Consider the following 22,608-nt stretch of genomic DNA (forward strand, 5'->3'; position numbering starts at 1 on the left):
CCAGACCTTTCCGGTCGGTCAAGTCAAGATGACGACCAGCGTACCCCGGATACCCCTGGCGCGTCCCTCCCCGCCTTCGCCGGGAACCCGGCGCGCGGGCGGTCCACCAGCGCGTGACCCCGGCCGGCCGGGCGCAGAGGCGCTATCCGCCGTGCTGCCGCAGCGCCGCGAGCAGCGGAACGGCCAGGTCCTTGCGGCAGACCACCAGGTCGGGCAGGCGCGGATCGGCCTCGTTGTATCTCAACGCAGAACCGTCGATCCGGGAAGCGTGCAGACCGGTGGCCATCGCCACAGCCACCGGGGCGGCCGAGTCCCACTCGTACTGGCCACCCGCGTGCACGTACGCGTCCACGTCCCCGGCGATCACCGCCGCGATCTTCGCCCCGGCCGAACCCATCGGCACCAACCGCGCGCCCAGCGCCTCCGCGAGATCCTCTAGGAACGCCGGCGGTCGGCTCCGGCTCGCCGCCAGCAGGATCGGCCGCCCGCTACCGGCACTGGCCGCCTCCGCCGTCAGCGGTGGGTACGCCGGCGGAAAATCCGTACCGAGCACCCGGTGCTGAGCCGGCAACGCCACCGCCCCGCCCACCAGCCCGTGCTCCTGCGACGCCCGCCGCGCCCAGAGCGCCACGTGCACCGCCCAGTCCGCCCGGCCCTCCTCGGCGAACTCCCGCGTACCGTCCAGCGGGTCGACGATCCACACCCGCTCGGCACTCAGCCGCGGTACCGCCCCGTCGACCCCGGCCGCCCACGCCAGCCGGGCGCCCTCGTCCTCCTCCGACAGCACCGCGTCCGCCGGGCGCCACCGCGCCAGCTCCGTACGGAGCAGGTCGTGCGAGACCTTGTCGCCCGCCGCCCGCAGCGCGCCCGGGTCGGCGTACCCCAGCTCGGCCCGGACCTCGACCAACGCCTGACCGGCGCGCTCGGCGAGCCAGCGCGCGAACGCCGCGTCGAGCATCGGGGGACTGCCCATCACCGATCTCCGATCCTGCCGACCGCGTCGCCGTCCCCGGGCGCGCTCTGGTCACCGATCGTCTCCACCGGTCGGCCGGCACCGGCCGACCCGCATCTGACGCAGACTAACCGACCCGGACCCCGCCGGGCGGGCCGTCGGCGGGTACCCGTCGGATATCCGCCCCGGCTCGACCCGACGGCACGCCGTCAGCCGCCGTGGTACGCGTTCTGCGCCCACTCCAGGCCCCGGGTCACGACGGACTCCACCACGTCCGCCGCCCGGTCCACCAGGAACTCCAGCTCCTTGCGCTCGGTGCTGGAGAAGTCCGACAGGACGAAGTCCGCCGGATCCTGCCGCCCCGGCGGGCGGCCGATGCCGAACCGCACCCGGATGTAGTCCTTCGTCCCGAGCGACTTGGACATCGAGCGCAGCCCGTTGTGCCCGCCCTCGCCGCCGCCGGACTTCGCCCGCAGCTGGCCGTAGGCGATGTCCAGCTCGTCGTGGACCGCGACCACCTGGCCCGGCGGCACCTTGTAGAACTGGGCCAGGGCGGCGACCGGGCCGCCCGAGAGGTTCATGTACGTCATCGGCTTGGCCAGCACCACCCGCGGCCCACCGATCCCGAGCCGCCCCTCGGCGACCTCCGCCACCGCCCGGCGGTGCCGGCCGAACTTCGCGCCGATCCGGCCGGCCAGCAGGTCGACCACCATGAAGCCGACGTTGTGGCGGTTACCGGCGTACTCCTTGCCGGGGTTGCCGAGCCCGACCAGCAGCCACGGGTGAGCCTCGTCCGACACCTTCACATCCTCGCCGAAGTACGGAACAGGCGCCGCCGACGGGTCGGCGGCGCCTGGGGCACGGTACGGATCAGGCCTCGGCGGGCGCCTGGGCCTGGTCGGCCGACTCGGCCGCCGCCTCGGCGGCCTCCGCGGCCTCGGCCTCGGTCGCCTCCTCCTCGGCCGGCTCCGGGCCCTCGGACTCGAGCTGCTCGGCGGTCGGGGCGGCGGTGATCACGACGAGCACCGCGTCCGGGTCGGCGGCGAGCTCGACGCCGGTGGGCAGCTTGACGTCCTTGGCGGTGATCTGCGCACCGACCTCGAGGCCCTCGATCGAGACCTCCAGGGCCTCCGGCAGCCGGGTCGCGTCGGCGTTGACCGAGAGGGTGTCGTGCTCGTGCATCACCAGCGTGTCGCGGGCCGGCTCGCCGGTGAGCTGCACCGGTACGTCGACGGTGACCTTCTCGCCACGGCGGACGAGCAGCAGGTCGACGTGCTCGAAGGTGTCCTTGATCGGGTCACGCTGGATCGCCTTCGGCAGGGCGAGCGCCTGGGTGCCGTCGCTGATCTCGATCGTGAAGAGCTGGTTGGCGCCACCGTGCCGGATCGCGGCGGCGAACTCGCGGGCGGGAAGGGCGATGTGCTTGGGCTTCTCGCCATGGCCGTACAGCACGGCGGGCACCTTGCCGGCCCGACGGGTACGACGGGCACCACCCTTGCCGAATTCGGTACGGGGCTCGGCGCTGATCTTTACCTCGGACACGGCAAAACTCCTGATACGGTCGCTTACGGCGGTACGTCGACTGGCGGTGCCGGGGCGGGGGGCTCGCTGGGGCTCTTGCGTACATGAACACTGCCCGGAGCACCGCGTCGATGACGGCGCCTCCGTGCGGCGCTCGCTCAGCGGCCCGCAGGGCACCCTCGCCGTGGCAACCGGACTAGTCTACCCGAGGCCAGCCGCCACCCTGCAGGCCGGTACCCACACCCGCCGCGGGCACCCGTCCGCACCCACACCGGCGCGTACCCGCGGCCGGGCGGCGGGCAGGCGTCAGCTCAGACCGCCGAAGAGCGTCGTCACCGAACCGTCGTCGAAGACCTCGCGGATCGCCCGCGCCAGCAGCGGCGCGATCGACAGCACCGTCAGCTTGTCCAGGCGCTTCTCCGGCGGCAGCGGCAGCGTGTTGGTCACCACGACCTCGCTGATCCGGCTGTTCTTCAGCTTCTCGGTCGCCGGGTCCGACAGCAGCGCGTGCGTCGCCGCGACCAGCACCTCCGAGGCGCCCGCCTCGTTCAGGATCTCGGCCGCCTTGCAGATGGTGCCGCCAGTGTCGATCATGTCGTCGACGATCAGGCAGACCCGGCCCTCCACGTCACCGACGACCCGGTTGGCGACCACCTGGTTCGGCTTGAGCGGGTCGCGGGTCTTGTGGATGAAAGCCAGTGGGCAGCCGCCGAGCCGGTCGGTCCAGCGCTCGGCCACCCGTACCCGGCCCGAGTCGGGCGCCACCACCGTGAGCGGACGGCCGGCGTACTTGCGCTCCACGTACTCGGCCAGGATGTCCATCGCGAAGAGGTGGTCCACCGGCCCGTCGAAGAAGCCTTGGATCTGCGCGGTGTGCAGGTCCACCGTCAGGATCCGGTTCGCGCCCGCCGTCTTCAGCAGGTCCGCCACCAGCCGCGCCGAGATCGGCTCCCGGCCGCGGTGCTTCTTGTCCTGCCGGGCGTACGGGTAGAACGGCAGGACCACGGTGATCCGCTTCGCCGAACCGCGCTTCAGCGCGTCGATCATGATCAGGGTCTCCATGACCCACTTGTTGACACCGTGGGTCACCGACTGCACCACGAAGGCGTCGGACCCGCGCACGGAGTCCTTGAACCGTACGAAGATCTCGCCGTTGGCGAACTCGTACGAATCGGCGGGTGTCGGCGCCACGCCGAGCACCTCGCCGAGTTCCTGCGCCAACTCCGGAAATCCCCGGCCGGAGAAGAGCATCAGGCTCTTACGGTTTTCGGCGACGATGCTACCCATCGGCTCGTCTGCTCCCGTTAGTCGGTGGTTCCCGGCGGTAGACCAGGGACTATTCGGTTGCAGTATGTCCCGCCCCCGACCCACCGCCGACCCCGTGAGGCCGGCCGTGGGCTTGGTCACCCTGGCTTGCGTCGACCACCGGCGAGCCGGCACCCTCCGCCGACCCCACCGAAGTACCCGGCTGGTCCGAAATCACTCGCCCACCCACCGCCGGTGCCGCCGGATCCGCCGGCACCTCGATCTCCACGGCCACCTCGGCGGCGTCCGTCGGGGTCACCACCCCGGCCGAACGCGCGGCCCGGGCCGCCTCGGCCGCCGCGGTACCCGCCCGCCGGCGCTCCACCCAGCCCTCGACGTTGCGCTGCCGGGCCCGCGCCACACCCATCGCCCCCGGCGGTACGTCGTCGACGATCACCGACCCGGCGGCCGTGTACGCGCCGTCGCCGACCTCCACCGGCGCCACGAACATGTTGTCCGCCCCGGTCCGGGCGTGGCTCCCGATCACCGTCCGGTGCTTGGCGACACCGTCGTAGTTCACGAAGACCGTCGCGGCACCGATGTTGCTCTGCTCGCCGATCGTGGCGTCACCCACGTACGACAGGTGCGGCACCTTCGAGCCGTCACCGATCTCCGCGTTCTTGGTCTCGACGAAGGTGCCGACCTTGGTGGCGACCCCCAGCCGGGACCCGGGGCGCAGGTACGCGTAGGGGCCGACGCTGGCCCTGGGGCCGACCTCCGCCCCGACCGCGTGGCTGCGCAGCACCGTGGCGCCGGCACCGACCGTACTGTCGATCAGCGTGACGTCGGGACCGATCCTGGCCTCCGCGCCGACCGTCGTGGCGCCCCGCAACTGGGTGTTCTGGTCCACCAGCGCGTCGCGCTCCAGCGTGACCGTGACGTCGATCCAGGTCGTCTCCGGGTCCAGCAGGGTCACCCCGGACCGCATCCACGCCAGGTTCACCCGGTCCCGCAGCAGCCGGCGCAGCCCCGCCAGCTCGGCCCGGTCGTTGCAGCCCAGCGTCTCGGTCGCGTCCGCGGCCACGTGCACCGCCACCGGCTCGCCGACCGCGACGAGCAGGCCGAAGACGTCGGTGAGGTACTCCTCGCCCTGGTCGTTGTCGGTTGAGAGCTTGCGCAGCGCGTCGCGCAGCCGGGCGGCGTCGAACGCGTAGATCCCGGCGTTGATCTCCCGGATGCCACGCTGGGCCGGGGTGGCGTCGCGCTCCTCGACAATCTGCTCGAACCGGCCGGCGTCGTCGCGCACGATCCGGCCGAGTCCGGTCGGGTCGGGCACCTCGGCGGCCAGTACGGTGGCCGCCGCGGCGGCGCTCTCGTGCGCCTCGACCAGCGCCGCGACCGTCTCGGCGCGCAGCAACGGCACGTCGCCGTTGAGCACCACCACGGTGCCGGCGGCGTCCGGCGCGGCGTCGAGCGCCGTACGCACCGCGTGACCAGTGCCCCGCTGTTCGGCCTGCAACACGGGCTCGGCCGTCGGGGCGACCTCGGCGAGGTGGCCGGCGACCTGGTCGGCGCCGTAACCGACCACGACCAGGGTGCGCTCGGCCCCGAGCGGCGCCGCCGCGGTCAGCGCGTGCCCGAGCAGGGTACGGCCGAGCAGCGGGTGCAGCACCTTGGGCAGCGCCGACTTCATCCGTTTGCCCTCACCCGCGGCGAGAACGACGACGGTACGGGCACGGGGCTGGGACACGAGAAAGCTCCCGTCGAGCGGCTGGGCAGTCTGCGGCCTCATGCTAACCGGGCGGACTGGCCAGGGCTTCGGACTCCCTGCCATCGACGCGCAACGGACATAAGACCCAGCTCGGCCGTCAGGACTCGAACCTGAAACACAAGAACCAAAATCTTGGGTGTTGCCAATTACACCACGGCCGAAAGTGTGCGGAGCCAGACTAACGGCCTTGCCCCGCACAGGCTACCTGCTATCCCTTCGTCCTGCTCAGGCCGGTGACTACGCCTTCAACCAACCAGTACAACTCCTTACTCCGCGGCACATCGACAACTAGGCAACCGTGGTAGTCCTCGCCCGTGTTGTAGCGCGAGGTCTTGGGCGCGTGGCGCTTCAGCGTTGCGCGACGGAACCTCTCGATCGGCAGGCTCAGCTCCCGCACCCACCAGGCCACCGCGGCATCGACGTCAGCAGACTCATGGAATGCTGACCCGGTAGCTCGGGACGGTTCGCTCCACTCCACACGACTCTAGGAAGCGCAAGAAGAGCGCGAGCAGCCGCACGTCGCTGTTGATGAGCTGGAGTCGGTCGTCGCGGCGCCACGGCCTCGACTTTGTCCCTTCGCACCAGAAGATAGCCGCCCCGAGCAGGAGCAGATCACGGTCGTCGATCGGACCGATCCGATCAACAGCTCGTTCGTGCACCTCAGCACGCGCTCTCTCCCGATCGATCCGATGTTCAGCCCAGCGCGCCTCGTTCATGGCCTTGCTGCGAGCACGTCTCTTTGCCGCCTGGTCCGCATCCGTGCCCGGCGGCAGCTGCCGGACCCACTGGTAGACGGTGGACTTCGCGACGCCCAACTCGCCGGCGATCTCGTTGACCGACCATCCCTCGCCGCGCAGCTCGACGGCGCGGGCGCGCAGTCCGTCCTTGGCGTTCGGCCGCCGGGTCCATTCCGGCGGCGGTACGCCCCGGAGCAGCTCGTACAGCCGGCCCTTGCCGATGCCGAGCCGGGCCTGGATCTGGCGAGCGGAGAGCCGCTCGACGGTACGCAGCCGGCGCACCTCGTCGGCGAGAGGATCGGCCATGAGCAGCAGATTAGAACGTACGTACGACGGATCGCCGTCGCGGCGACGGCGCCCGACCCGGTCTCCTGGCACGCTCCCCCGGCACGCCGGAGCCGCCCGTCGAACCAGCCGGCGAGCTGCCGATCCGGGTGCCGGTACGACGACGACCGTCCATGCCTCCCAGGCAACTGCCAGAAACTCGTCCGTAGCGAGCTACGCGAGCGTAGGTTACGGTGACGTAGGCGTAAGTTGCTGAATCATCAGCGTTCCCCACTGCGAGGTGCCATGTCGACCGCTCTCCTCGAACCGCCCGCCAACACCGACACGAGGGGCCCGAAGCCGCTCACCGAAGGCGTCCAGTCCCCCGGGATCCTGGTCGCCCTCTGGTCCTTCGTCGTGATCCCGTTCCTCGCCCTGATCGCCGCCGTGCCGGCAGCCTGGGGCGGCTGGCTGACCTGGACCGACGTGGCCATCGCCCTGGTCTGGTACGTGGTCGCCGGGCTCGGCATCACGGTCGGCTTCCACCGCTACTTCACGCACGGCTCGTTCAAGGCCAAGCGGTGGCTGCGGGTGACCCTGGCGGTCGCCGGTTCGTTGGCGGTCGAGGGCGACATCACCCAGTGGGTCGCCGACCACCGGCGCCACCACGCCTTCTCCGATCTCGACGGCGACCCGCACTCGCCGTGGCGCTTCGGTACCAGCGTCTGGGGGCTGACCAAGGGCCTCTTCCACGCGCACGTCGGGTGGCTGTTCCACCGGGAACTCTCCAACCGGGAGCGGTTCGCCCCGGACCTCCTCGCCGACAAGGACATCCGCCGCGTCACCGGGCTCTTCGGCCCGCTGGTGATCATCTCGGCGCTCGGTCCGGCGCTCGTGGGCGGCCTGGTCACCTGGTCCTGGACCGGCGCGCTGACCGCGTTCTTCTGGGCCGGCCTGGTGCGCATCGCCCTGCTGCACCACGTCACCTGGTCGATCAACTCGGTCTGCCACGTCTACGGCGAGCGCCCGTTCGAGGTGCGCCAGGGCGACCGCGCCGCGAACTTCTGGCCGCTGGCGATCCTGTCCTTCGGCGAGAGCTGGCACAACCTGCACCACGCCGATCCGACCTCGGCGCGGCACGGGGTCCTACGCGGGCAGATCGACATCTCGGCCCGCACGATCTGGCTGCTGGAGAAGGTCGGCGCGGCGTACGACGTGCGCTGGCCGAAGCCGGAGCGGATCGCGGCGAAACTGGCGAAACCGGCCGCGTCCCAGTGACCGACCTCTCTCCGGTCGTCCTGCCCGGCGACAGCGCCTGGCAGGATGGCCGGGTGAGCGAGGGCGGCGAGGGCAGCAGTAGACGCAACACCCGGAGGAACGGTATCGCCGAGCGCCAGCGAGGTGACGAGGTGGCAAACGGCTCGAGCACCGAGGGCGCCGGACCCCGGCGGTTGCCGGCCCAGGCGCCCCCACCCGCCAAGACGAGTTCCCGGGTACGGATGTCCGCGGCGCAGCGCCGCGAGCAACTGATCGTCATCGGCCGCCAGATCTTCGCCGAGCGCGGCTTCGACGCCACCTCGATCGAGGAGGTGGCGGCCCGGGCCAAGGTCTCGAAGCCGGTCGTCTACGAGCACTTCGGCGGCAAGGAGGGGCTCTACGCGGTGGTGGTGGACCGCGAGGTCCGCGCCCTGCTCGACCGGATCACCACGGCGCTGACCGCCGGACATCCCCGGGCCATGCTCGAACAGGCCGCGCTCGCCCTGCTCGGCTACATCGAGGAGGAGACCAGCGGGTTCCGGGTGCTGGTACGCGAGTCGCCGCTGATGTCGGCGACCGGCAACTTCAGCAGCGTGATGAACGACGTGGGGCACCAGGTGGAGCACATCCTGGGGGCCGAGTTCTCCAGCCGGGGCTACGACCCGAAGCTCGCCGAGCTGTACTCGCAGGCCCTGGTCGGCATGGTGGCGTTGACCGGCCGCTGGTGGCTGGAGGTCCGCAAGCCCCGCAAGGAAACCGTGGCGGCGCACCTGGTGAACCTGGCCTGGAACGGGCTGTCGCACCTGGAGCCGAAGCCGACGCTGCTCACCCGGCGCGCGCGCTGACCGTACTGCCGGGGCATCCGGTCGGCGGGGCGGTCAGAGGGGGTTGCGGCGGTACGCCTGCTCGGCCTCGGCGCTCTCGTGCGGCCCGATCTTGTCGTACAGGCCGGTGGCGAGGAAGAGCAGGCCGAAGAGGAGCGAGACGATCACGGTCGACATCGAGAAGTTGAGGATGTTGGCGTCGGTCTGCAGGACCGACATCATCACCAGCCCGACGACCAGGAAGACCACTCCGGCCGTGAGGTTCATGAAGTGGCCGAGGTTGCCGCGGTGCAGCGCCCCGAACAGCACGACCGCCCCGAAGACGACGGAGACCAGGGCGAACGCCAGGTTGGTACGGAGTCCGAGCACCCAGTGGCTGTTCCGGGAGAAGAGCGAGTCGTCCCAGGTCTCGAAGATGCCGAAGACGCCGAAGATCAGGATGTAGAGCCCGCTCAGCGCGGCGAGGACCCGGTACAGCGGCCGGGCCGGGTGGTTGACCGGGATGTGCGCCATGCGCCTGCCACCTCCGCTACGAGCGACTTTTCACCCGAATTGTCGCTCGTAGCGGAGAAGGTCGGACCCGGTTTCGCCGAAGCCCACCCGGGGCGGCGGCGTCAGAGCACCAGCCGCGCGTCCCGCCAGGCCTTGGCCTCCTCGTCGGTGCCGACCTTGCCGTACATGCCGGCCATCAGCAGCACCAGCCCGAGGAGCATCATGACGACGCAGGTGGCCAGCGAGTAGTCGAGGTAGTTCGCGTCGGTCCGCAGCAGCGCCAGCGAGCCGAGGCCGATCGCCTGGAAGAGGTAGCCGAACCACTTGTTGATCGCGACGTCGACGTTGCGGCCGATGAGTACGCCGATCAGCACGATCGCCCCGAGGGCGATCGAGAGTGCGGAGCCGGCCAGGTTGACGCCCTGTCCGAGGACGAGTTTGTCGTCCTGGGCGAACAGTTCGCCGTCCCCGGTCTGGAGCACGCCGAGGACACCGAAGATCACCAGATAGATGCCGGTCAGCCCGCCGATGGCCCGGTAGACCGGCCGGGCGGGGTGATTGACGGGGTTGTGGGCCATGGTTCGAACTCTCCAACGCCGTGTGCCAGTGGGGGATCGTCGACGATTCTCCCGCATGCGCCCGGGTGACGCCGCACACCCCCGCCGGTCAGCCCCGCGCCGGCCGGTCGCTCAGCCCTGCGGTACCCGCTCGGCGAGGGTGAGCCAGGCCTCCTCGATCTGTTCCCGCTCGGCCCGTACGGACCGGAGCTGGCCGTCCAACTCGGCGATCTTCGCGTAGTCGGTGGCGTGGTCGGCCATCTCCCCGTGCAGCGCCGCCTCCCGCTGCTCCAGCTTGCTGATCTGGCGCTCCAGCCGCCCCAGTTCCTTGCGCGCCGCCCGCACCTCGGCGGCGGAGAGCCCGCCGTCCGGGGCCGGCGCGGCGGCCGGCCTCTCCTCGACGGTCCGCGGCGCCCGCCCGGCGTCACCGGGGGCGCCGGCCGCGACCCGGGCGAGGTACTCGTCGATGCCGCCGGGGAGATGGACGAGGCGGCCGTCGCCGAACATGCCGTAGACGACGTCGGTGACCCGCTCGATCAGGTACCGGTCGTGGCTCGCCACCACCAGCGTCCCCGGCCAGGAGTCGAGCAGGTCCTCCAGCGCGGCCAGCGTGTCGGTGTCCAGGTCGTTCGTGGGCTCGTCGAAGAGGAGCACGTTCGGCTCGGCGGCCAGGAGCCGCAGCAGCTGCAACCGGCGCCGTTCCCCACCGGAGAGGTCGCCCACGGGCGTCCAGAGCCGGCGGTCGTCGAAACCGAACATCTCGGCCAGCTGGGAGGCGGCCAGCTCGCGGTCGCCGAGCACGACCCGGCGGGCCACCTCCTCGACCGCCTCCAGCACGCGCAGTTCGTTCGGCAGCTCGGCCAGTTCCTGGGAGAGGAAGGCCGGCCGTACCGTCGATCCGGTGGCCACCCGGCCCTGGTCGGGTTCGGCGACGCCGGCGAGCAGCCGCAGCAGCGTGGTCTTGCCGGCGCCGTTGGCACCGACGATGGCGATCCGGTCCCCCGGCCCGACCTGCCAGTCCAGGTCGTCCAGGATCAGCTTGTCGCCGGCGTACCGGGTGACGTGTTCGAGGTCGTACACCTGTTTGCCGAGCCGGGCCGTGGCCAGGCGCTGAAGCGAGACCGAGTCGCGCGGCGGCGGCACGTCGGCGATCAGCGCGTTGGCCGCCTCGATCCGGAACCGCGGCTTGGAGGTGCGCGCGGGCGGCCCCCGGCGCAGCCAGGCGATCTCCTTGCGGAGCAGGTTCTGCCGGCGGGCCTCGGTCGCCGCGGCGACCCGCTCCCGCTCGGCCCGGGCCAGCGTCCAGGCGGCGAAGCCGCCCTCGTAGCCGCGTACCGTCCGGTCGGCGACCTCCCAGGTGGTGGTGCAGACCGCGTCCAGGAACCAGCGGTCGTGGGTGACCACCACGAGCGCGCCGCGCCGCTTGACCAGGTGCCGGGCCAGCCAGTCCACCCCGGCGACGTCGAGGTGGTTGGTCGGTTCGTCCAGGATCAGCAGGTCGGTCGAGCGGACCAGCAGGGCCGCCAGGGCCACCCGTCGCCGCTCGCCGCCGGACATCGGGCCGACCGGGTGGTCCAGCCCGAGGTACGGCATGCCGAGGCCGTCGAGGATGGCCCGTACGCCCGCGTCGCCGGCCCACTCGTGCTCGGCGCCGAAGCCCTCGGCGAGCCAGGCGGTACCGAGGACGACGTCCCGTACGGTCGCCTCGGGGTCGAGCCGCAGCGTCTGCGGCAGCCAGGCCACCCGCAGGTCGCGCCGGTGGGTGACCCGTCCGGCGTCCGGCTCCTCGGTCTTGGTGAGCAGGCGCAGCAACGTCGACTTGCCGGCGCCGTTGAGCCCGACCACGCCGATCCGGTCGGCGTCGTCCAGGCCCAGGGAGACGTCGGTGAGCAACTGCCCGGCCGCGCCGTACCCCTTGGAGACCCGGTCGAGGTTGACGATGTTTGCCACCCACACTCACCTTTCCACGATCAAGGCGTCCCGCCGGCCGGTGACGGCTCGGGAGGACGCCTGCGACGGTCAAGGGTACGCCCGCGGGGACCCGGGCGGGGCGGACCGTCGCGGCCGGCGGGTTCCGGGCCGGCGGCCGGCTCAGCTCACCCGGGCCCCGGCGACCGGTCCGTGTGCGGCGCGGGCGTCCCGGCAGACGTTCGCGGCGATCAGCTCGTCGGCGATTCGCTCGGCGTGTGCCGCGTCCCGGGCCAGGAAGACGCAGGTCGGCCCGGACCCGGAGACCAGGCCGGCGAGCGCGCCCGCCGCCTCGCCCGCCTTCAGCGTCTCGGCCAGGGCGGGGCGCAGCGACAGCGCGGCGGCCTGGAGGTCGTTGCCGAGCGCCGCGGCGAGCACCGCCGGGTCGCGCTGGCGCAGCGCGGCCAGCAGCGCGTCGGGCTCGCCGACCGGCTCGGGGGCGCCGCCGGCCGCGCGGAGCCGGTCCAGTTCGCCGTACGCCTGCGGGGTGGCGAGGCCGCCGTCGGCGACGGCGACGACCCAGTGCCAGGAGACGGGGCGGGCGAGCACGGGGCTGACCACCTCGCCCCGGCCGGTGCCGAGCGCGGTACCGCCGTACACCAGGAAGGGCACGTCGGAGCCGATGCCAGCGGCGATGCGGGCCAGCTCGTCGCGGGAGAGCCCGGTGCCCCAGAGCGCGTCGCAGGCGACCAGGGCGGCGGCCGCGTCGGCGCTGCCGCCCGCGAGCCCGCCGGCGAGCGGGATCTGCTTGCGCAGGTGCAGCCGGGCGTGGGCGGGCATGCCGGTGTACGCGGCGAGCGCCCGGGTCGCCTTGATGACGAGGTTGGACTCGTCGAGGGCCAGCTCGCCGGCGCCCTCGCCCTCCATGGTGAGGGTGAGGGTGTCCCCGCGCCGGGCGGTCAGCTCGTCGTAGAGCGAAATGGCGTGGTAGACGGTGCTCAGCTCGTGGTAGCCGTCGGCGCGCAGCGGGCCGACACCGAGGTGCAGGTTGATCTTGGAAGGTACCCGGACCCGTACCGGACCGGACGCCCCCCGCCGACGACGGTCGTCCTCGTCGTCCGGCCCCCACGCTTCGGTCATCCGGCGATGTCCCGCACGGGCAGGCGGATCTCGAACGGCTTCTCCAGCACCAGTTCCTCCGCCGCCTCGGCGACCAGCTGGTAGCCGCCGTCGACCAGCTCGTACGCGTAGATCCGGACCGGGTCCTGCTCGATCCGCCAGAAGTACCGGATGCCGGCGGCGGCGTACCCGGCCGGCTTCTCCAGCCGGTCCCGCCGGCGCGTGCTCGGCGAGACCACCTCCACCACCAGCACCACGTGGTCGGGCAGTGCATAGTGGCTCTGCGGGTTGAGCGTCTCGCGCTGGAGCAGCAGCACGTCCGGCTCGAAGGTCTGCACCCCGTCGATCAGGACGCCGGTGGCGACACTCGGCACCAGATCCAGCGGAGCGTGCTGGCGCAGCCACATCCAGAGCAGCGCGCTGATGTCCTGGTGGCCGAAGGTCGGGGACGGGACCACGATCATCACTCCATCGCGCAGCTCGACGCGGGGCGCGTCGTCGGGGAGGGCCAGCACGTCCTCGACCGTGTAGTTGCCCAACCGCTGCCGCACCGGATCGGGTGACCACAGCGGGCGGCCAGCGGGCCCCAGCGGCTGGGCCGTCATGTCGTACACCTCCTGATGGGCACGGCGCCAGCCTACTCGGCGGCCGGCGGGGCCGGTGGGGCCGACGCGGCCACGGCGGCGAACTGCTCGACGGAGAGCGACTCGCCCCGGGCACCCGGGTCGACCCCGGCCGCGACGAGCGCGGCGGCGGCCCGGTCGGCGCCGCCCGCCCAGCCCGCGAGCGCCGCGCGCAGCGTCTTGCGCCGCTGCGCGAACGCGGCGTCGATCACCGCGAAGACCCGGGCCCGGGGTACGTCGGTGCGGGGCGGGTCGCGGCGGACGAAGGCGACCAGCCCGGAGTCCACGTTGGGCACCGGCCAGAAGACGCTGGGCGGAACCCGGCCGGCGGGCCGGGCGGCGGCGTACCAGGCGAGCTTCACCGACGGTACGCCGTAGGTTTTGGAGCCGGGGCCGGCGGTGAGCCGGTCGGCGACCTCCTTCTGCACCATCACCAGCCCCCGGGCGAGGCTCGGCAGCTCGGCGAGCAGGTGCAGCACCACCGGTACGGCCACGTTGTAGGGCAGGTTGGCGACCAGCGCGGTCGGCGGCGGGTCGGCCAACTCGGCGGCGGTGACCCGCAGCGCGTCGGCCCGGTGCACGGTCAGCCGGGCCGCGCCGGGCGGTCCGGCGTACGCCGCCGCGGTCTCCGGCAGGGCGCCGGCCAGCACCGGGTCGATCTCGACGGCGTGCACGTGCGCGACGACCGGCAGCAGGGCCAGGGTGAGCGAGCCGAGCCCCGGGCCGACCTCCAGCGCCACGTCCTCGGGGGCCAGGCCGGCGGCGGCGACGATCCGGCGGACGGTGTTCGGGTCGTGGACGAAGTTCTGGCCCAGCCGCTTGGTCGGCGCCACGCCCAGCCGGGCCGCCAGCTCCCGGATCTCGGCCGGGCCGAGCAGCCCGGTGCCGCCGAGGGGCCCGGTCACGGCCGCCACGGCCCGAAGACCCGCTCGCCGGTGGCGGAGATGGCGGTGCAGAGTTCGGCCAGGTCGGCGCCGGTCGTCTCGGCCAGCGCCCGGACGGTCAGCGGGATCAGGTACGACGCGTTGGGGCGGCCCCGGTACGGCACCGGGGTCAGGTACGGCGCGTCGGTCTCCACCAGCATCTGGTCCAGCGGGGTGACCCGGGCCGCCTCGCGCAGCGCCCCGGCGCTGGCGAAGGTGACCGTGCCGGCGAAGCTCAGCAGGTAACCGCGGCGGACGCACTCGGCGGCGAACGCGGCGTCACCGGAGAAGCAGTGCATGATCACCGTGTCGGGCGCGCCCTCGCTGTCCAGCACCCGCAACACGTCGTCGTGCGCGTCGCGATCGTGGATCATGAGTGGCTTGCCGTACCGCTTCGCGATGGCGATGTGCGCCCGGAAGCTCAGCTCCTGCGCGGCGCGCCCCTCGGGGCCGGTACGGAAGTGGTCCAGTCCCGTCTCGCCGATCCCGCGTACCCGGTCGTCCGCGGCGAGCGTCTCGATCTCGCGCAGCGCCGCGTCGAGGTCGTCGAGGAGCGGCGCCTCGTTCGGGTGCACCGCGACGGTGGCCAGCACCGCCGGCTCGCGCCGGGCCAGCTCGACCCCCCAGCGGGACGACGGGACGTCGACGCCGACCTGGACCAACCGGTCGATCCCGGCTTCGGCCGCCACCGCGAGCGCCGTGGCGATCGGGTCGAGCCCGCCTGCGTCGGATCCTCCGTCGGGCACACGCCCGTCGGGGTCGGTCCCGGGCCCACCGCCGGGCACCCCGGCCTCGGCGATGGTGAGGTCGAGGTGGGTGTGGCTGTCGAACACCGGCAGCGGCAGCGGCTCGGGCGGCGGCGGGAACTCTCCCGCCCGGCGGCCGTTCTTGCCGCCGCGGGACTTGGCAGGCTCAGTCATCACCCGCCAGCATCACATACCGCGGACCCGGTCCCGCGCGCCCGGCCGGATGATCGGTCCCGGTCACCGGCCGGACGGGCGGAACCGGCTGACCGGACGGCCCCGAACTCCCCCGCCGGACGGTTTGCCCTGTTCACCATGGTCGCCCGGGTAGCCTCCCGGCAATCCGCCGTTCACGTGACGGGCACCGGACGACCCTACGTTCGCCCACGTGAGCGTCACTGACCGAACCAGCGGCGCAGAGGCACCGGCGGGCCTCCGGGTGAGCTACCGCGGCGCCGTCTACCCCGCCGAGGAGCTGGCCCGTGGGGCGGCGTACGAGTTGTACAGCGCCGAGCCGGTCGACGGGTTCGACCGGGACACCCGGCCGACGTCGCGGTACGGGTGGCACCGGTTCGTACACCTCACCGAGATCTCCGGGGTGTCCAGCCGGCCCGACCGTACGGCCGTCGGTTCCGGGGCCCGGCCCGACCGGGGCGAGCCCGGCCGAGGCGAGCCGGGCCGGAGCGCGGCAGGCCGCGGCGAGGCGGGTGAGCTGGACGCGCCGCTGATGGCGCCGCTCAGCCAGACCCGCGGCTGGGCCGACATCCACCAGCTCAGCCAGAACCCGGCCAACGCCGAACACCCGGTGCTCTCGGCCGTGCTCGGCTCGGCGCTGATCCGGCGCGGCACCCGGATGATCAAGGTGCTCTCCGCGCGGCAGCTCGCCGGGCACGTGCGGGGGTGGCTGCCGTACGGCTTCTGCTACCGCGAGCACGACGTCGCGCACCTGCGCACCCCGGCCGGCCTGTCGCTGCTGCGCACCGACGCCGACGCCACCGGGGGCGCCGCGCCCGACGTCGTCTACGCGCTGCGCTGGCGGGCCATCGACCCGATCGACTACGCGGTACCGGTCGGCGACGGCTACCGCGACCTGGCCCGGATCCCACCGCACGACCGGATCGGCTCACCCGTGCTCGGCACCGGGTTCACCCCGAGCGGGCGGCACCTGATCCCCGAGTTCGTCACCCGCAACTTCGCCGACCTGCCCATGCCGGCCAACGCGAGCCTGCTCGCGTACACGCCGCAGGGGGACGAGGTGGTGCTCTACACGTACCAGCCGGAGCAGCGGGGCTGGCTGCGGCTGGCCGGCCCGCAGTGGCGGCACCTGCTCGCCGCCGTGCCCAACATCTCCCCCGACCAGGAGTACGTGCCGACCGGCGACGCGCCCCGCTCGACCCAGCTCGTCGGCCGGTACGGCGACCAGGTGTACGAGGCCGTCGCCGACCTGCCCGGCGAGTTCCGGGTGCTGGCGATGACCCGGGCCGCCCGCTACCCGGTGGAGTCGGTGAGCCGCCGAGCCCGGTACGCCACCTGGCGCGGCACGGACTGCCTGGTGCTCCGGGAGGAGGCGGCCTGGCTGCGGCTGCGCCTCTGCTTCCCGAGCCCGGAGAACATCGCCGCGCTCGGGGCGCAGTGCTACGAGCGCGGCGTGTACGAGGCGTGGGCGCCGGTCGCCGACGTCACGGACGACCGGCTCGTCGAGGTGCCGTACCCGGCCTGAGCGGCGGACCCGCTCGACCCGCTCCCTGGTCAGGGGCAGTTCCAGCGGACCGGCACGCCGGCGCTGCTGCCGCCGATCCAGCCGCCGTCCTCGCTCAGCGCGGCGGCGTAGCTGTCCGGCTTGCCCCGCAGGCCCGGCAACTCCCGCGAGGTGTTGTCGGGGGCGCGCAGTTCGGCCAGCCCCTCCGGCCGGTTGACGACCAGCCAGCGGCGCGAGTTGACCACTCCGATCCGCCCCTCGGTCACCACGGCGGCCGTACCGTTGCGCAGGTCCCAGACGGCCGCGATGCCCAGCTGTCGGGTCGCGGCCGGGTTCGGGAACCCCGCGGCCGTCCCCGGTCCACGCGTGGCTTCCGGGCCGTAGGGCTGGAGCTTCTCCTGGGCCAGGGCGGCGGCCTGCTTGCGCTGCTCGACGGCCGACGGGTCCGCGCCGTCGGTCGGCTTCGGGAAGAGCAGGCCGTACGCCCAGTCGCCGCGTACCCCGAGCACGGTGGCGGCGCTGGTCCCGTCCGGGAGCGCGAGCGGGCTGCCGACCCCGGCCGCGTCCCACTGGTACGGGACGGACCCCTTCTCCCCCTCGACCGTGCCGACCACCACCCCGGCGTCCGAGATGCCGAAGGCCAGCGCCTTCCCCGGGGCCTTGACCTCCTCGGGCCACGCCTTCGCGTTGACGCCCCGCCAGACCACCGGCACCGTCCCCTTGCGCCCGAACAGCACGCCGGCCACGTCGCCGGCGGCGTTGACGGCGTTCGCCTCCGCCCCGGTGTACCCGGCCGGGATCGGCAGGTGGATCAGGTCACCACTGCCGGTCCAGGCCCAGGCGACCGTCCGGGCACCGGTCTGGTACCGGCCCACGACGAGGCCGCTGTCGTTGACGGCCAGCGGGTCGGCGAGCACTCCCGGAACGGGCAGCCGCTGCTGCTTCGTGCCGTCCCAGCGCACGGCCGAACCGATCGTTCCCTTGAACGAGGTGAAACCGACCAGGTACCGGCCGCTCGGCGAACCGGCGTTGACGGAACCCTCCGTCGCCTTCGGCCCCAGTTCCAGCGGCGTGGCCGTGCAGGGCGGGGGCGGCGTCGTCGACGTCATCGCGGCGGGCCCCAGCAGCGCGGGCGGATCGGCGGGGCCGTCGCGGTCCAGCAACTGGACGCCGCCGACCGCCAGGAGGCTGAGCACGAACGCACCGGCGGTGGCGGCCGTCGAGCGGCGGCGGCGACGCGCCCGCCGGCCGGCGGCGAGCAGATCGGCGGCGCCCATCCGGCCCGGCGGCGGCTCCACCTCGGACATGATGATCCGGATAACCGCCTCGTCGCGGCCCTCGTCGTCGTGCATCACGCGCTCCTCGTCTCCTGCAGGCGACCGCGATCGGCGTACAGCCAGTGCTCACCCAGCAGGCGGCGCATCGTGGCGAGCCCGCGGGAGGTCTGGCTCTTGACGTTGCCGGTGGAACAGCCGAGGGTCGCGGCGGTCTCCTGGACCGACAGGTCGCAGAAGAACCGCAGCACCAGGACGCTGCGCTGGCCCGGGCTCAGCTGGGCGAGCGCGGTGCGCACGGCGTCGGCCTCCTCCACGTCCGGTCCCGGCGGTGACGGCAGCTCCGGCGTCCGCCAGGAGAGCAGCACCTTCGCCCAGGAGCGGCGCGCCTCGTCCAGGTAGCGCCGCACCAGGATGCGGTGCACGTACCCGTCGATGTTGCCGACCTTCCTGATCCGGGCCCATTTCAGGTAGACCGTGACCAGCGTGGCCTGGACGATGTCGTCGGCACGGTGCGCGTCACCGCAGAGCAGGTAAGCGGAACGCCGCAGCCGGCTCAACGCCGCCGAGACGTACGCGACATACTCCTCGTCCTCATCTGCCGACAACGGGGGCTCCTTCCTCCGGCACCAACCCTGCTATCGGGGCCGGCCCGCCCGCCGGTTGGCGGAGCGTGGCGCAGATCACGTGCCGAGCAGGAGCGCGGCGGTCGCCTCGTCGGCCGGCAGGAACGCCTCCAGCTTCAGCTCCGCGACGGTGACGTCGACGGCGGTGGCGAAGGTGGTCACCGTCGTCATGAGGCGCAGCTCGCCGCGGGGCGTGGCCAGCCGCAGCGGTACGGCGAAACCGAGGGGGTCGGCCGGCGACTCCTGCTCCGGAACGTACCCGCGCAGCTCGGCCAGGAGCGCGGCGAGCCGCTCGTCCGGGTGGCGGGACAGCTCCTGCTGGAGGCGCTCCACGACGTGCCGGGACCACTCGGGCAGGTTGGCGACCCGCGGCGCCATGCCGTCCGGGTGCAGCGCCACCCGGTAGGCGTTGACCGGCGGCGCCAGCAGCTCGCCGGCCACCCCGGCCGTGAGCAGCTCGAACCCCTTGTTGGCGGCGACCAGGTCGCCGTAGCGGTCCACCACCACCGCCGGGTACGGCTGGTGCCCGGCGAGGATGTGCCGCAGCGCGTCGCGTACCGGGGCGAGCGCCGGATCGTCCAGCGCGGTACGCGGGTAGACCGGCGCGTAGCCGGCCGCGAGCAGCAGGTCGTTCCGCTCGCGCAGCGGCAGCTCCAGCGACTCGGCCAGGCGCACCACCATGGCCCGGCCCGGGGCGGAACGGCCGGACTCCATGAAGCTGACGTGCCGCTGCGTGGTGCCGGCCCGCAGGGCCAGGTCGAGCTGACTGAGGCGGCTACGGGTACGCCGTTCGCGCAGCGCCTGGGGGAAGTTCACCCCGCAGTTCTAACGCGCGGACGGCGACCCGACCATTCCCCGCGGGGAATTGCCGGCAGCGGGGCGGGTTCCCAGGATCGGCGGCATGACTGCTGACGGAACCCGGCTCGGGGTGCTGCTGCCGACCGGACGGGCGCAATGGGGGGCGGGCACGGATCCGCGCGAGCTGGTGGGCTTCGCGACGCACGCGGAACGCCTGGGCTACGACTCGCTCTGGGTGAACGACTCCCTGGTGACACCCCGCATCGAGGCGCTCACCATGCTGGCCGCCGTGGCGCCGGTCACCACGCGGGTCACCCTGGGTACCGCGGCGTTGCTGCCGGTACTGCGCCGGCCGGTCTCGGCGGCGCAGAGCCTCGCCTCGATCGACCTGCTCTCCGGCGGGCGGCTGGTCCTCGCCGTCGGCGCCGGCTTTCCGGGCCGACTGGGCCGACCGATGTACGACCTCTCCGAGGTGCCGTGGCGGGACCGGTTCACCCGGCTGGACGAGACGGTGGCGCTGTGGCGGCGGCTCTGGACCGCCGACGGGCCGTCGTCGTACCACGGGAGGCTGCTGCGCTTCGACGAGCTGCCGCCGGCGACGAGGCCGTACCGGCCGGGCGGGCCGCCGATCTGGCTCGGCGGGGCGACGCCGGCCGCGCTGGCGCGTACCGGGCGGCACTACGACGGATGGTTGCCGTACCCGCCCGACCCGGCCGACTACGCGGCCGGCTGGAGCGCGGTACGGGACGCGGCGGGCGCGGCCGGCCGGGACCCGGCGGCGCTCACCCCCGCGCTCTTCGTCACGCTGCTGGTCTGCGACGACGTGGCCGCCGCCGAGCGGACGCTGGCGGAGTACAGCCAGGTCACCTACGGGATGCCGCTCGACGTGCTGCGGACCATCCAGGTGGTGCTCGCCGGACCGGCCGCGCGGATCGTCGAGCGGCTGCGCCCCTACCTCGCGGGCGGTGCCCGGCATCTCGTCTGTCGGATCGCCGCGCTCGACCTGGCATCCCAGCGCGACCAGCTCGAACGCATAGCGGAGCTGCTACCGCTGCTCGGCACGGGCCCGGGCGACCGGTAGCGCACCCGCCGGGACCTTCGGCTGCCGATCGAGCCCGGCGGTACGGGCGACGCGGCGGGGGCCGAATTCGACGTCGCCCGGCCAGCCGTTCGCGCCTGACTGCGACAAAGCCGGCAACTGCGGCCTAATACACCGTAAGGCAACCAAGAGTACGGGACGCCGGGCCGTGATCCAGCCGTCGCCCGATTGTCGTAGGGGTGCGATAGAACGGGACAGCGGGGCACCGGCGGGGCGTACCCGCCGGTGCCCCGCCCTCGACGCGGGTGGTCAGCTGGTGAGCCGGGCCAGCTCCTCGTCCACGATGGACGGGTCGAGCTTGCGGAAGACCGGCTTGGGCGCGGCCAGCGGCCGGCCCGCCTCGACCGGTACGGACTCCCAGCGCGCCCCGACGGTGTAGTCGCCGGTCAGCACCGGGTACGACGGGCCGCCGTCCAGATCCTCCACCTCCACGATCGACGGCATCGGCGCGTGTACGCCGGTACCGCCGAGCAGCTCGTGCACCTTCTGCGCGGAGTGCGGCAGGAACGGGGTGAGCAGCGTGTTGGCGTCGCTGACCACCTGGAGCGCGACGTGCAGGATCGTCCCCATCCGGGCCTTGGAGTCCGCGTCCTTGAGCTTCCAGGGCGCCTGCTCGGAGAGGTATTTGTTCGCCTCGGCGACCACCCGCATCGCCTCGCCGATGGCCTGCTTCTGCCGGTGCTTCTCAATCAGCTCCCCGACGGTGGCGAAGGCGGACCGGGCGGTGGCGAGCAGCGCCTCGTCGGCCTCGGTCAGGCCGGCCGGGTCCACCGGCGGGATGGCGCCGAAGTTCTTGGCGGCCATCGAGATCGAGCGGTTGACCAGGTTGCCCCAGCCCGCGACCAGTTCGTCGTTGTTGCGGCGGAGGAACTCCGACCAGGTGAAGTCCGTGTCGTTGCTCTCCGGCCCGGCCACCGCGATGAAGTAGCGCAGCGCGTCGGCGTCGTACCGGGAGAGGAAGTCGCGGACGTAGATGACCACCTGCCGGGACGACGAGAACTTCCGTCCCTCCATGGTCAGGAACTCGCTGGAGACCACCTCGGTGGGGAGCCGCAGCACGCCGAGTTCGCCCGGCTCGCCGCCGCGGTCGCCCTCGCCGTCGTAGCCGAGCAGCAGCGCCGGCCAGATGACCGAGTGGAAGACGATGTTGTCCTTGCCCATGAAGTAGTAGCCCCGGGCGTCACCGCCGACGCCGTCGGCGTCGGTGACCGAGCCGGCGCCCTGTTCCGGCGTCCACCACCGCCGCCACGCCTCCGGGTCGCCCGAGCGGCGGGCCCACTCGATCGACGCGGAGAGGTAGCCGATCACGGCGTCGAACCAGACGTAGATGCGCTTGTCACCCCGGTCGCGCCAGCCCTCCAGCGGGATCGGTACGCCCCACTCCAGGTCCCGGGTGATCGCCCGGGGCTGGAGGTCGGCCAAGAGGTTCTTGGAGAACCGCAGCACGTTGGGGCGCCACCCCTCGCGGCTGTCGAGCCACTTCCCCAGCGCCTCGGCGAAGGCCGGCAGGTCGAGGAAGAAGTGCTCGGTCTCGACGAACTTCGGCGTCTCGCCGTTGATCTTCGAGCGGGGGTTGATCAGGTCGACCGGGTCGAGCTGGTTGCCGCAGTTGTCGCACTGGTCGCCGCGGGCGCTGTCGTACCCGCAGATCGGGCAGGTGCCCTCGATGTACCGGTCGGGCAGGGTACGGCCGGTGGAGGGGGAGATCGCGCCCATGGTGGTCTTCGGCACGATGTAGCCGTTGCGGTGCAGGCCCTCGAAGAGTTGCTGCACCACCGCGTAGTGGTTGCGGGTGGTGGTACGGGTGAAGAGGTCGTACGAGAGCCCGAGCCCGTGCAGGTCCTCGACGATCACGCGGTTGTAGCGGTCGGCGAGTTCGCGCGGGGTCACGCCCTCCTTGTCGGCCTGCACCTGGATCGGCGTGCCGTGCTCGTCGGTGCCGGAGACCATGAGCACGTCGTGGCCCGCCATCCGCATGTACCGGCTGAAGACGTCGGAGGGGACTCCGAAACCGGAGACGTGGCCGATGTGGCGCGGGCCGTTGGCGTACGGCCAGGCGACCGCCGCGAGAACGTGACTCATGAGCGTCAAGCCTAGTGACCTGCCGGGAGCGACCGCGAATCAACAGGCGCCGTGCCGGCCGGCGGTGACCGGATGAGGCCAACCATGACGAGTT

The 22,608-nt window shown here is 72.8% G+C and carries 21 protein-coding genes and 1 tRNA gene; 4 read left to right on the forward strand and 18 right to left on the reverse strand.

Annotation, left to right across the window (positions count from 1 at the left end):
* Positions 1-142 precede the first annotated feature (142 nt).
* The 7 genes from AB0J86_RS23635 to AB0J86_RS23665 all read right to left on the reverse strand — a co-directional run bounded on the left by AB0J86_RS23635 (position 143) and on the right by AB0J86_RS23665 (position 6,532).
* Positions 143-973 (reverse strand): 3'(2'),5'-bisphosphate nucleotidase CysQ, encoded by an 831-nt coding sequence (locus AB0J86_RS23635; protein WP_363859767.1) that lies wholly within the window; start codon positions 971-973, stop codon positions 143-145.
* 188 nt (positions 974-1,161) lie between these two features.
* Entirely contained in the window at positions 1,162-1,752 is a 591-nt protein-coding gene (gene pth, locus AB0J86_RS23640; RefSeq protein ID WP_363859768.1) for an aminoacyl-tRNA hydrolase, read from the reverse strand.
* Positions 1,753-1,822: 70 nt separating this feature from the next.
* Positions 1,823-2,494, reverse strand: a complete 672-nt coding sequence (locus AB0J86_RS23645) for a 50S ribosomal protein L25/general stress protein Ctc (RefSeq protein WP_363859769.1) — start codon at positions 2,492-2,494, stop codon at positions 1,823-1,825.
* Positions 2,495-2,779: 285 nt separating this feature from the next.
* Positions 2,780-3,760, reverse strand: a complete 981-nt coding sequence (locus AB0J86_RS23650) for a ribose-phosphate diphosphokinase (protein WP_363859770.1) — start codon at positions 3,758-3,760, stop codon at positions 2,780-2,782.
* Between the two features lie 49 nt (positions 3,761-3,809).
* On the reverse strand, positions 3,810-5,468 hold the full coding sequence (glmU, locus tag AB0J86_RS23655; RefSeq protein ID WP_363859771.1) for a bifunctional UDP-N-acetylglucosamine diphosphorylase/glucosamine-1-phosphate N-acetyltransferase GlmU: 1,659 nt from the start codon (positions 5,466-5,468) through the stop codon (positions 3,810-3,812).
* Positions 5,469-5,578: 110 nt separating this feature from the next.
* Positions 5,579-5,650: transfer RNA gene (locus AB0J86_RS23660), tRNA-Gln, on the reverse strand.
* 270 nt (positions 5,651-5,920) lie between these two features.
* On the reverse strand, positions 5,921-6,532 hold the full coding sequence (locus AB0J86_RS23665) for a helix-turn-helix domain-containing protein (RefSeq protein ID WP_363859772.1): 612 nt from the start codon (positions 6,530-6,532) through the stop codon (positions 5,921-5,923).
* A 264-nt stretch (positions 6,533-6,796) separates the two neighbouring features.
* On the opposite strand from AB0J86_RS23665, the gene AB0J86_RS23670 reads away from it, so the two are divergent.
* Positions 6,797-7,768, forward strand: coding sequence for an acyl-CoA desaturase (locus AB0J86_RS23670; protein ID WP_363859773.1), 972 nt, complete (start codon positions 6,797-6,799; stop codon positions 7,766-7,768).
* Positions 7,769-7,941: 173 nt separating this feature from the next.
* Positions 7,942-8,592 (forward strand): TetR/AcrR family transcriptional regulator, encoded by a 651-nt coding sequence (locus tag AB0J86_RS23675; RefSeq protein ID WP_363859800.1) that lies wholly within the window; start codon positions 7,942-7,944, stop codon positions 8,590-8,592.
* Positions 8,593-8,625: 33 nt separating this feature from the next.
* Here the strand turns inward: AB0J86_RS23675 and AB0J86_RS23680 are convergent, their stop codons facing one another.
* From AB0J86_RS23680 to AB0J86_RS23710, 7 genes are all read right to left on the reverse strand, one after another.
* A complete protein-coding gene (locus AB0J86_RS23680) occupies positions 8,626-9,084 on the reverse strand; it encodes a DUF4383 domain-containing protein (protein WP_363859774.1) in 459 nt (152 codons plus the stop codon).
* A gap of 101 nt (positions 9,085-9,185) precedes the next feature.
* A complete protein-coding gene (locus AB0J86_RS23685; RefSeq protein ID WP_363859775.1) occupies positions 9,186-9,641 on the reverse strand; it encodes a DUF4383 domain-containing protein in 456 nt (151 codons plus the stop codon).
* 111 nt (positions 9,642-9,752) lie between these two features.
* Positions 9,753-11,570 carry an ABC-F family ATP-binding cassette domain-containing protein gene (locus AB0J86_RS23690; RefSeq protein WP_363859776.1) on the reverse strand — a complete coding sequence of 606 codons (1,818 nt, stop codon included), beginning with the start codon at positions 11,568-11,570 and terminating at the stop codon, positions 9,753-9,755.
* A 141-nt stretch (positions 11,571-11,711) separates the two neighbouring features.
* The gene (locus tag AB0J86_RS23695; RefSeq protein WP_363859777.1) at positions 11,712-12,668 is read right to left on the reverse strand and encodes a 4-(cytidine 5'-diphospho)-2-C-methyl-D-erythritol kinase; all 957 of its coding nucleotides are present in this window, start codon (positions 12,666-12,668) and stop codon (positions 11,712-11,714) included.
* Positions 12,665-13,252, reverse strand: a complete 588-nt coding sequence (locus AB0J86_RS23700) for a Uma2 family endonuclease (RefSeq protein WP_363859778.1) — start codon at positions 13,250-13,252, stop codon at positions 12,665-12,667. The genes AB0J86_RS23695 and AB0J86_RS23700 overlap by 4 nt, the downstream gene beginning before the upstream one ends.
* A 32-nt stretch (positions 13,253-13,284) precedes the next feature.
* Entirely contained in the window at positions 13,285-14,175 is an 891-nt protein-coding gene (gene rsmA / locus AB0J86_RS23705; protein ID WP_363859779.1) for a 16S rRNA (adenine(1518)-N(6)/adenine(1519)-N(6))-dimethyltransferase RsmA, read from the reverse strand.
* Positions 14,172-15,113, reverse strand: a complete 942-nt coding sequence (locus tag AB0J86_RS23710; RefSeq protein ID WP_363859780.1) for a TatD family hydrolase — start codon at positions 15,111-15,113, stop codon at positions 14,172-14,174. The genes rsmA and AB0J86_RS23710 overlap by 4 nt, the downstream gene beginning before the upstream one ends.
* A gap of 211 nt (positions 15,114-15,324) precedes the next feature.
* On the opposite strand from AB0J86_RS23710, the gene AB0J86_RS23715 reads away from it, so the two are divergent.
* On the forward strand, positions 15,325-16,656 hold the full coding sequence (locus tag AB0J86_RS23715) for a hypothetical protein (RefSeq protein WP_363859781.1): 1,332 nt from the start codon (positions 15,325-15,327) through the stop codon (positions 16,654-16,656).
* A gap of 29 nt (positions 16,657-16,685) precedes the next feature.
* Here the strand turns inward: AB0J86_RS23715 and AB0J86_RS23720 are convergent, their stop codons facing one another.
* The 3 genes from AB0J86_RS23720 to AB0J86_RS23730 all read right to left on the reverse strand — a co-directional run bounded on the left by AB0J86_RS23720 (position 16,686) and on the right by AB0J86_RS23730 (position 19,351).
* Positions 16,686-17,987, reverse strand: a complete 1,302-nt coding sequence (locus AB0J86_RS23720) for a hypothetical protein (RefSeq protein WP_363859782.1) — start codon at positions 17,985-17,987, stop codon at positions 16,686-16,688.
* A complete protein-coding gene (locus AB0J86_RS23725; RefSeq protein WP_363859783.1) occupies positions 17,987-18,517 on the reverse strand; it encodes a SigE family RNA polymerase sigma factor in 531 nt (176 codons plus the stop codon). The genes AB0J86_RS23720 and AB0J86_RS23725 overlap by 1 nt, the downstream gene beginning before the upstream one ends.
* A gap of 75 nt (positions 18,518-18,592) precedes the next feature.
* On the reverse strand, positions 18,593-19,351 hold the full coding sequence (locus tag AB0J86_RS23730) for a helix-turn-helix transcriptional regulator (protein WP_363859784.1): 759 nt from the start codon (positions 19,349-19,351) through the stop codon (positions 18,593-18,595).
* Between the two features lie 85 nt (positions 19,352-19,436).
* On the opposite strand from AB0J86_RS23730, the gene AB0J86_RS23735 reads away from it, so the two are divergent.
* Positions 19,437-20,414: an LLM class flavin-dependent oxidoreductase gene (locus AB0J86_RS23735; protein ID WP_363859785.1), complete on the forward strand. Its 978-nt coding sequence runs from the start codon at positions 19,437-19,439 to the stop codon at positions 20,412-20,414.
* 267 nt (positions 20,415-20,681) lie between these two features.
* Here the strand turns inward: AB0J86_RS23735 and metG are convergent, their stop codons facing one another.
* Positions 20,682-22,514 carry a methionine--tRNA ligase gene (gene metG, locus AB0J86_RS23740; protein WP_363859786.1) on the reverse strand — a complete coding sequence of 611 codons (1,833 nt, stop codon included), beginning with the start codon at positions 22,512-22,514 and terminating at the stop codon, positions 20,682-20,684.
* Positions 22,515-22,608: the final 94 nt, after the last annotated feature.

This window comes from Micromonospora sp. NPDC049559, from assembly GCF_040676675.1.
Classification (GTDB): domain Bacteria; phylum Actinomycetota; class Actinomycetes; order Mycobacteriales; family Micromonosporaceae; genus JBFAPK01.

What these genes read in the sequence shown, in the direction of transcription:
- AB0J86_RS23635 (WP_363859767.1), bottom strand. Translation starts at nt 973, where the DNA reads ATGGGCAGTCCCCCGATGCTCGACGCGGCGTTCGCGCGCTGGCTCGCC.
- AB0J86_RS23650 (WP_363859770.1), bottom strand. Translation starts at nt 3,760, where the DNA reads ATGGGTAGCATCGTCGCCGAAAACCGTAAGAGCCTGATGCTCTTCTCC.
- AB0J86_RS23665 (WP_363859772.1), bottom strand. Translation starts at nt 6,532, where the DNA reads ATGGCCGATCCTCTCGCCGACGAGGTGCGCCGGCTGCGTACCGTCGAG.
- AB0J86_RS23670 (WP_363859773.1), top strand. Translation starts at nt 6,797, where the DNA reads ATGTCGACCGCTCTCCTCGAACCGCCCGCCAACACCGACACGAGGGGC.
- AB0J86_RS23680 (WP_363859774.1), bottom strand. Translation starts at nt 9,084, where the DNA reads ATGGCGCACATCCCGGTCAACCACCCGGCCCGGCCGCTGTACCGGGTC.
- AB0J86_RS23685 (WP_363859775.1), bottom strand. Translation starts at nt 9,641, where the DNA reads ATGGCCCACAACCCCGTCAATCACCCCGCCCGGCCGGTCTACCGGGCC.
- AB0J86_RS23695 (WP_363859777.1), bottom strand. Translation starts at nt 12,668, where the DNA reads ATGACCGAAGCGTGGGGGCCGGACGACGAGGACGACCGTCGTCGGCGG.
- AB0J86_RS23700 (WP_363859778.1), bottom strand. Translation starts at nt 13,252, where the DNA reads ATGACGGCCCAGCCGCTGGGGCCCGCTGGCCGCCCGCTGTGGTCACCC.
- AB0J86_RS23710 (WP_363859780.1), bottom strand. Translation starts at nt 15,113, where the DNA reads ATGACTGAGCCTGCCAAGTCCCGCGGCGGCAAGAACGGCCGCCGGGCG.
- AB0J86_RS23720 (WP_363859782.1), bottom strand. Translation starts at nt 17,987, where the DNA reads ATGCACGACGACGAGGGCCGCGACGAGGCGGTTATCCGGATCATCATG.
- AB0J86_RS23735 (WP_363859785.1), top strand. Translation starts at nt 19,437, where the DNA reads ATGACTGCTGACGGAACCCGGCTCGGGGTGCTGCTGCCGACCGGACGG.
- metG (WP_363859786.1), bottom strand. Translation starts at nt 22,514, where the DNA reads ATGAGTCACGTTCTCGCGGCGGTCGCCTGGCCGTACGCCAACGGCCCG.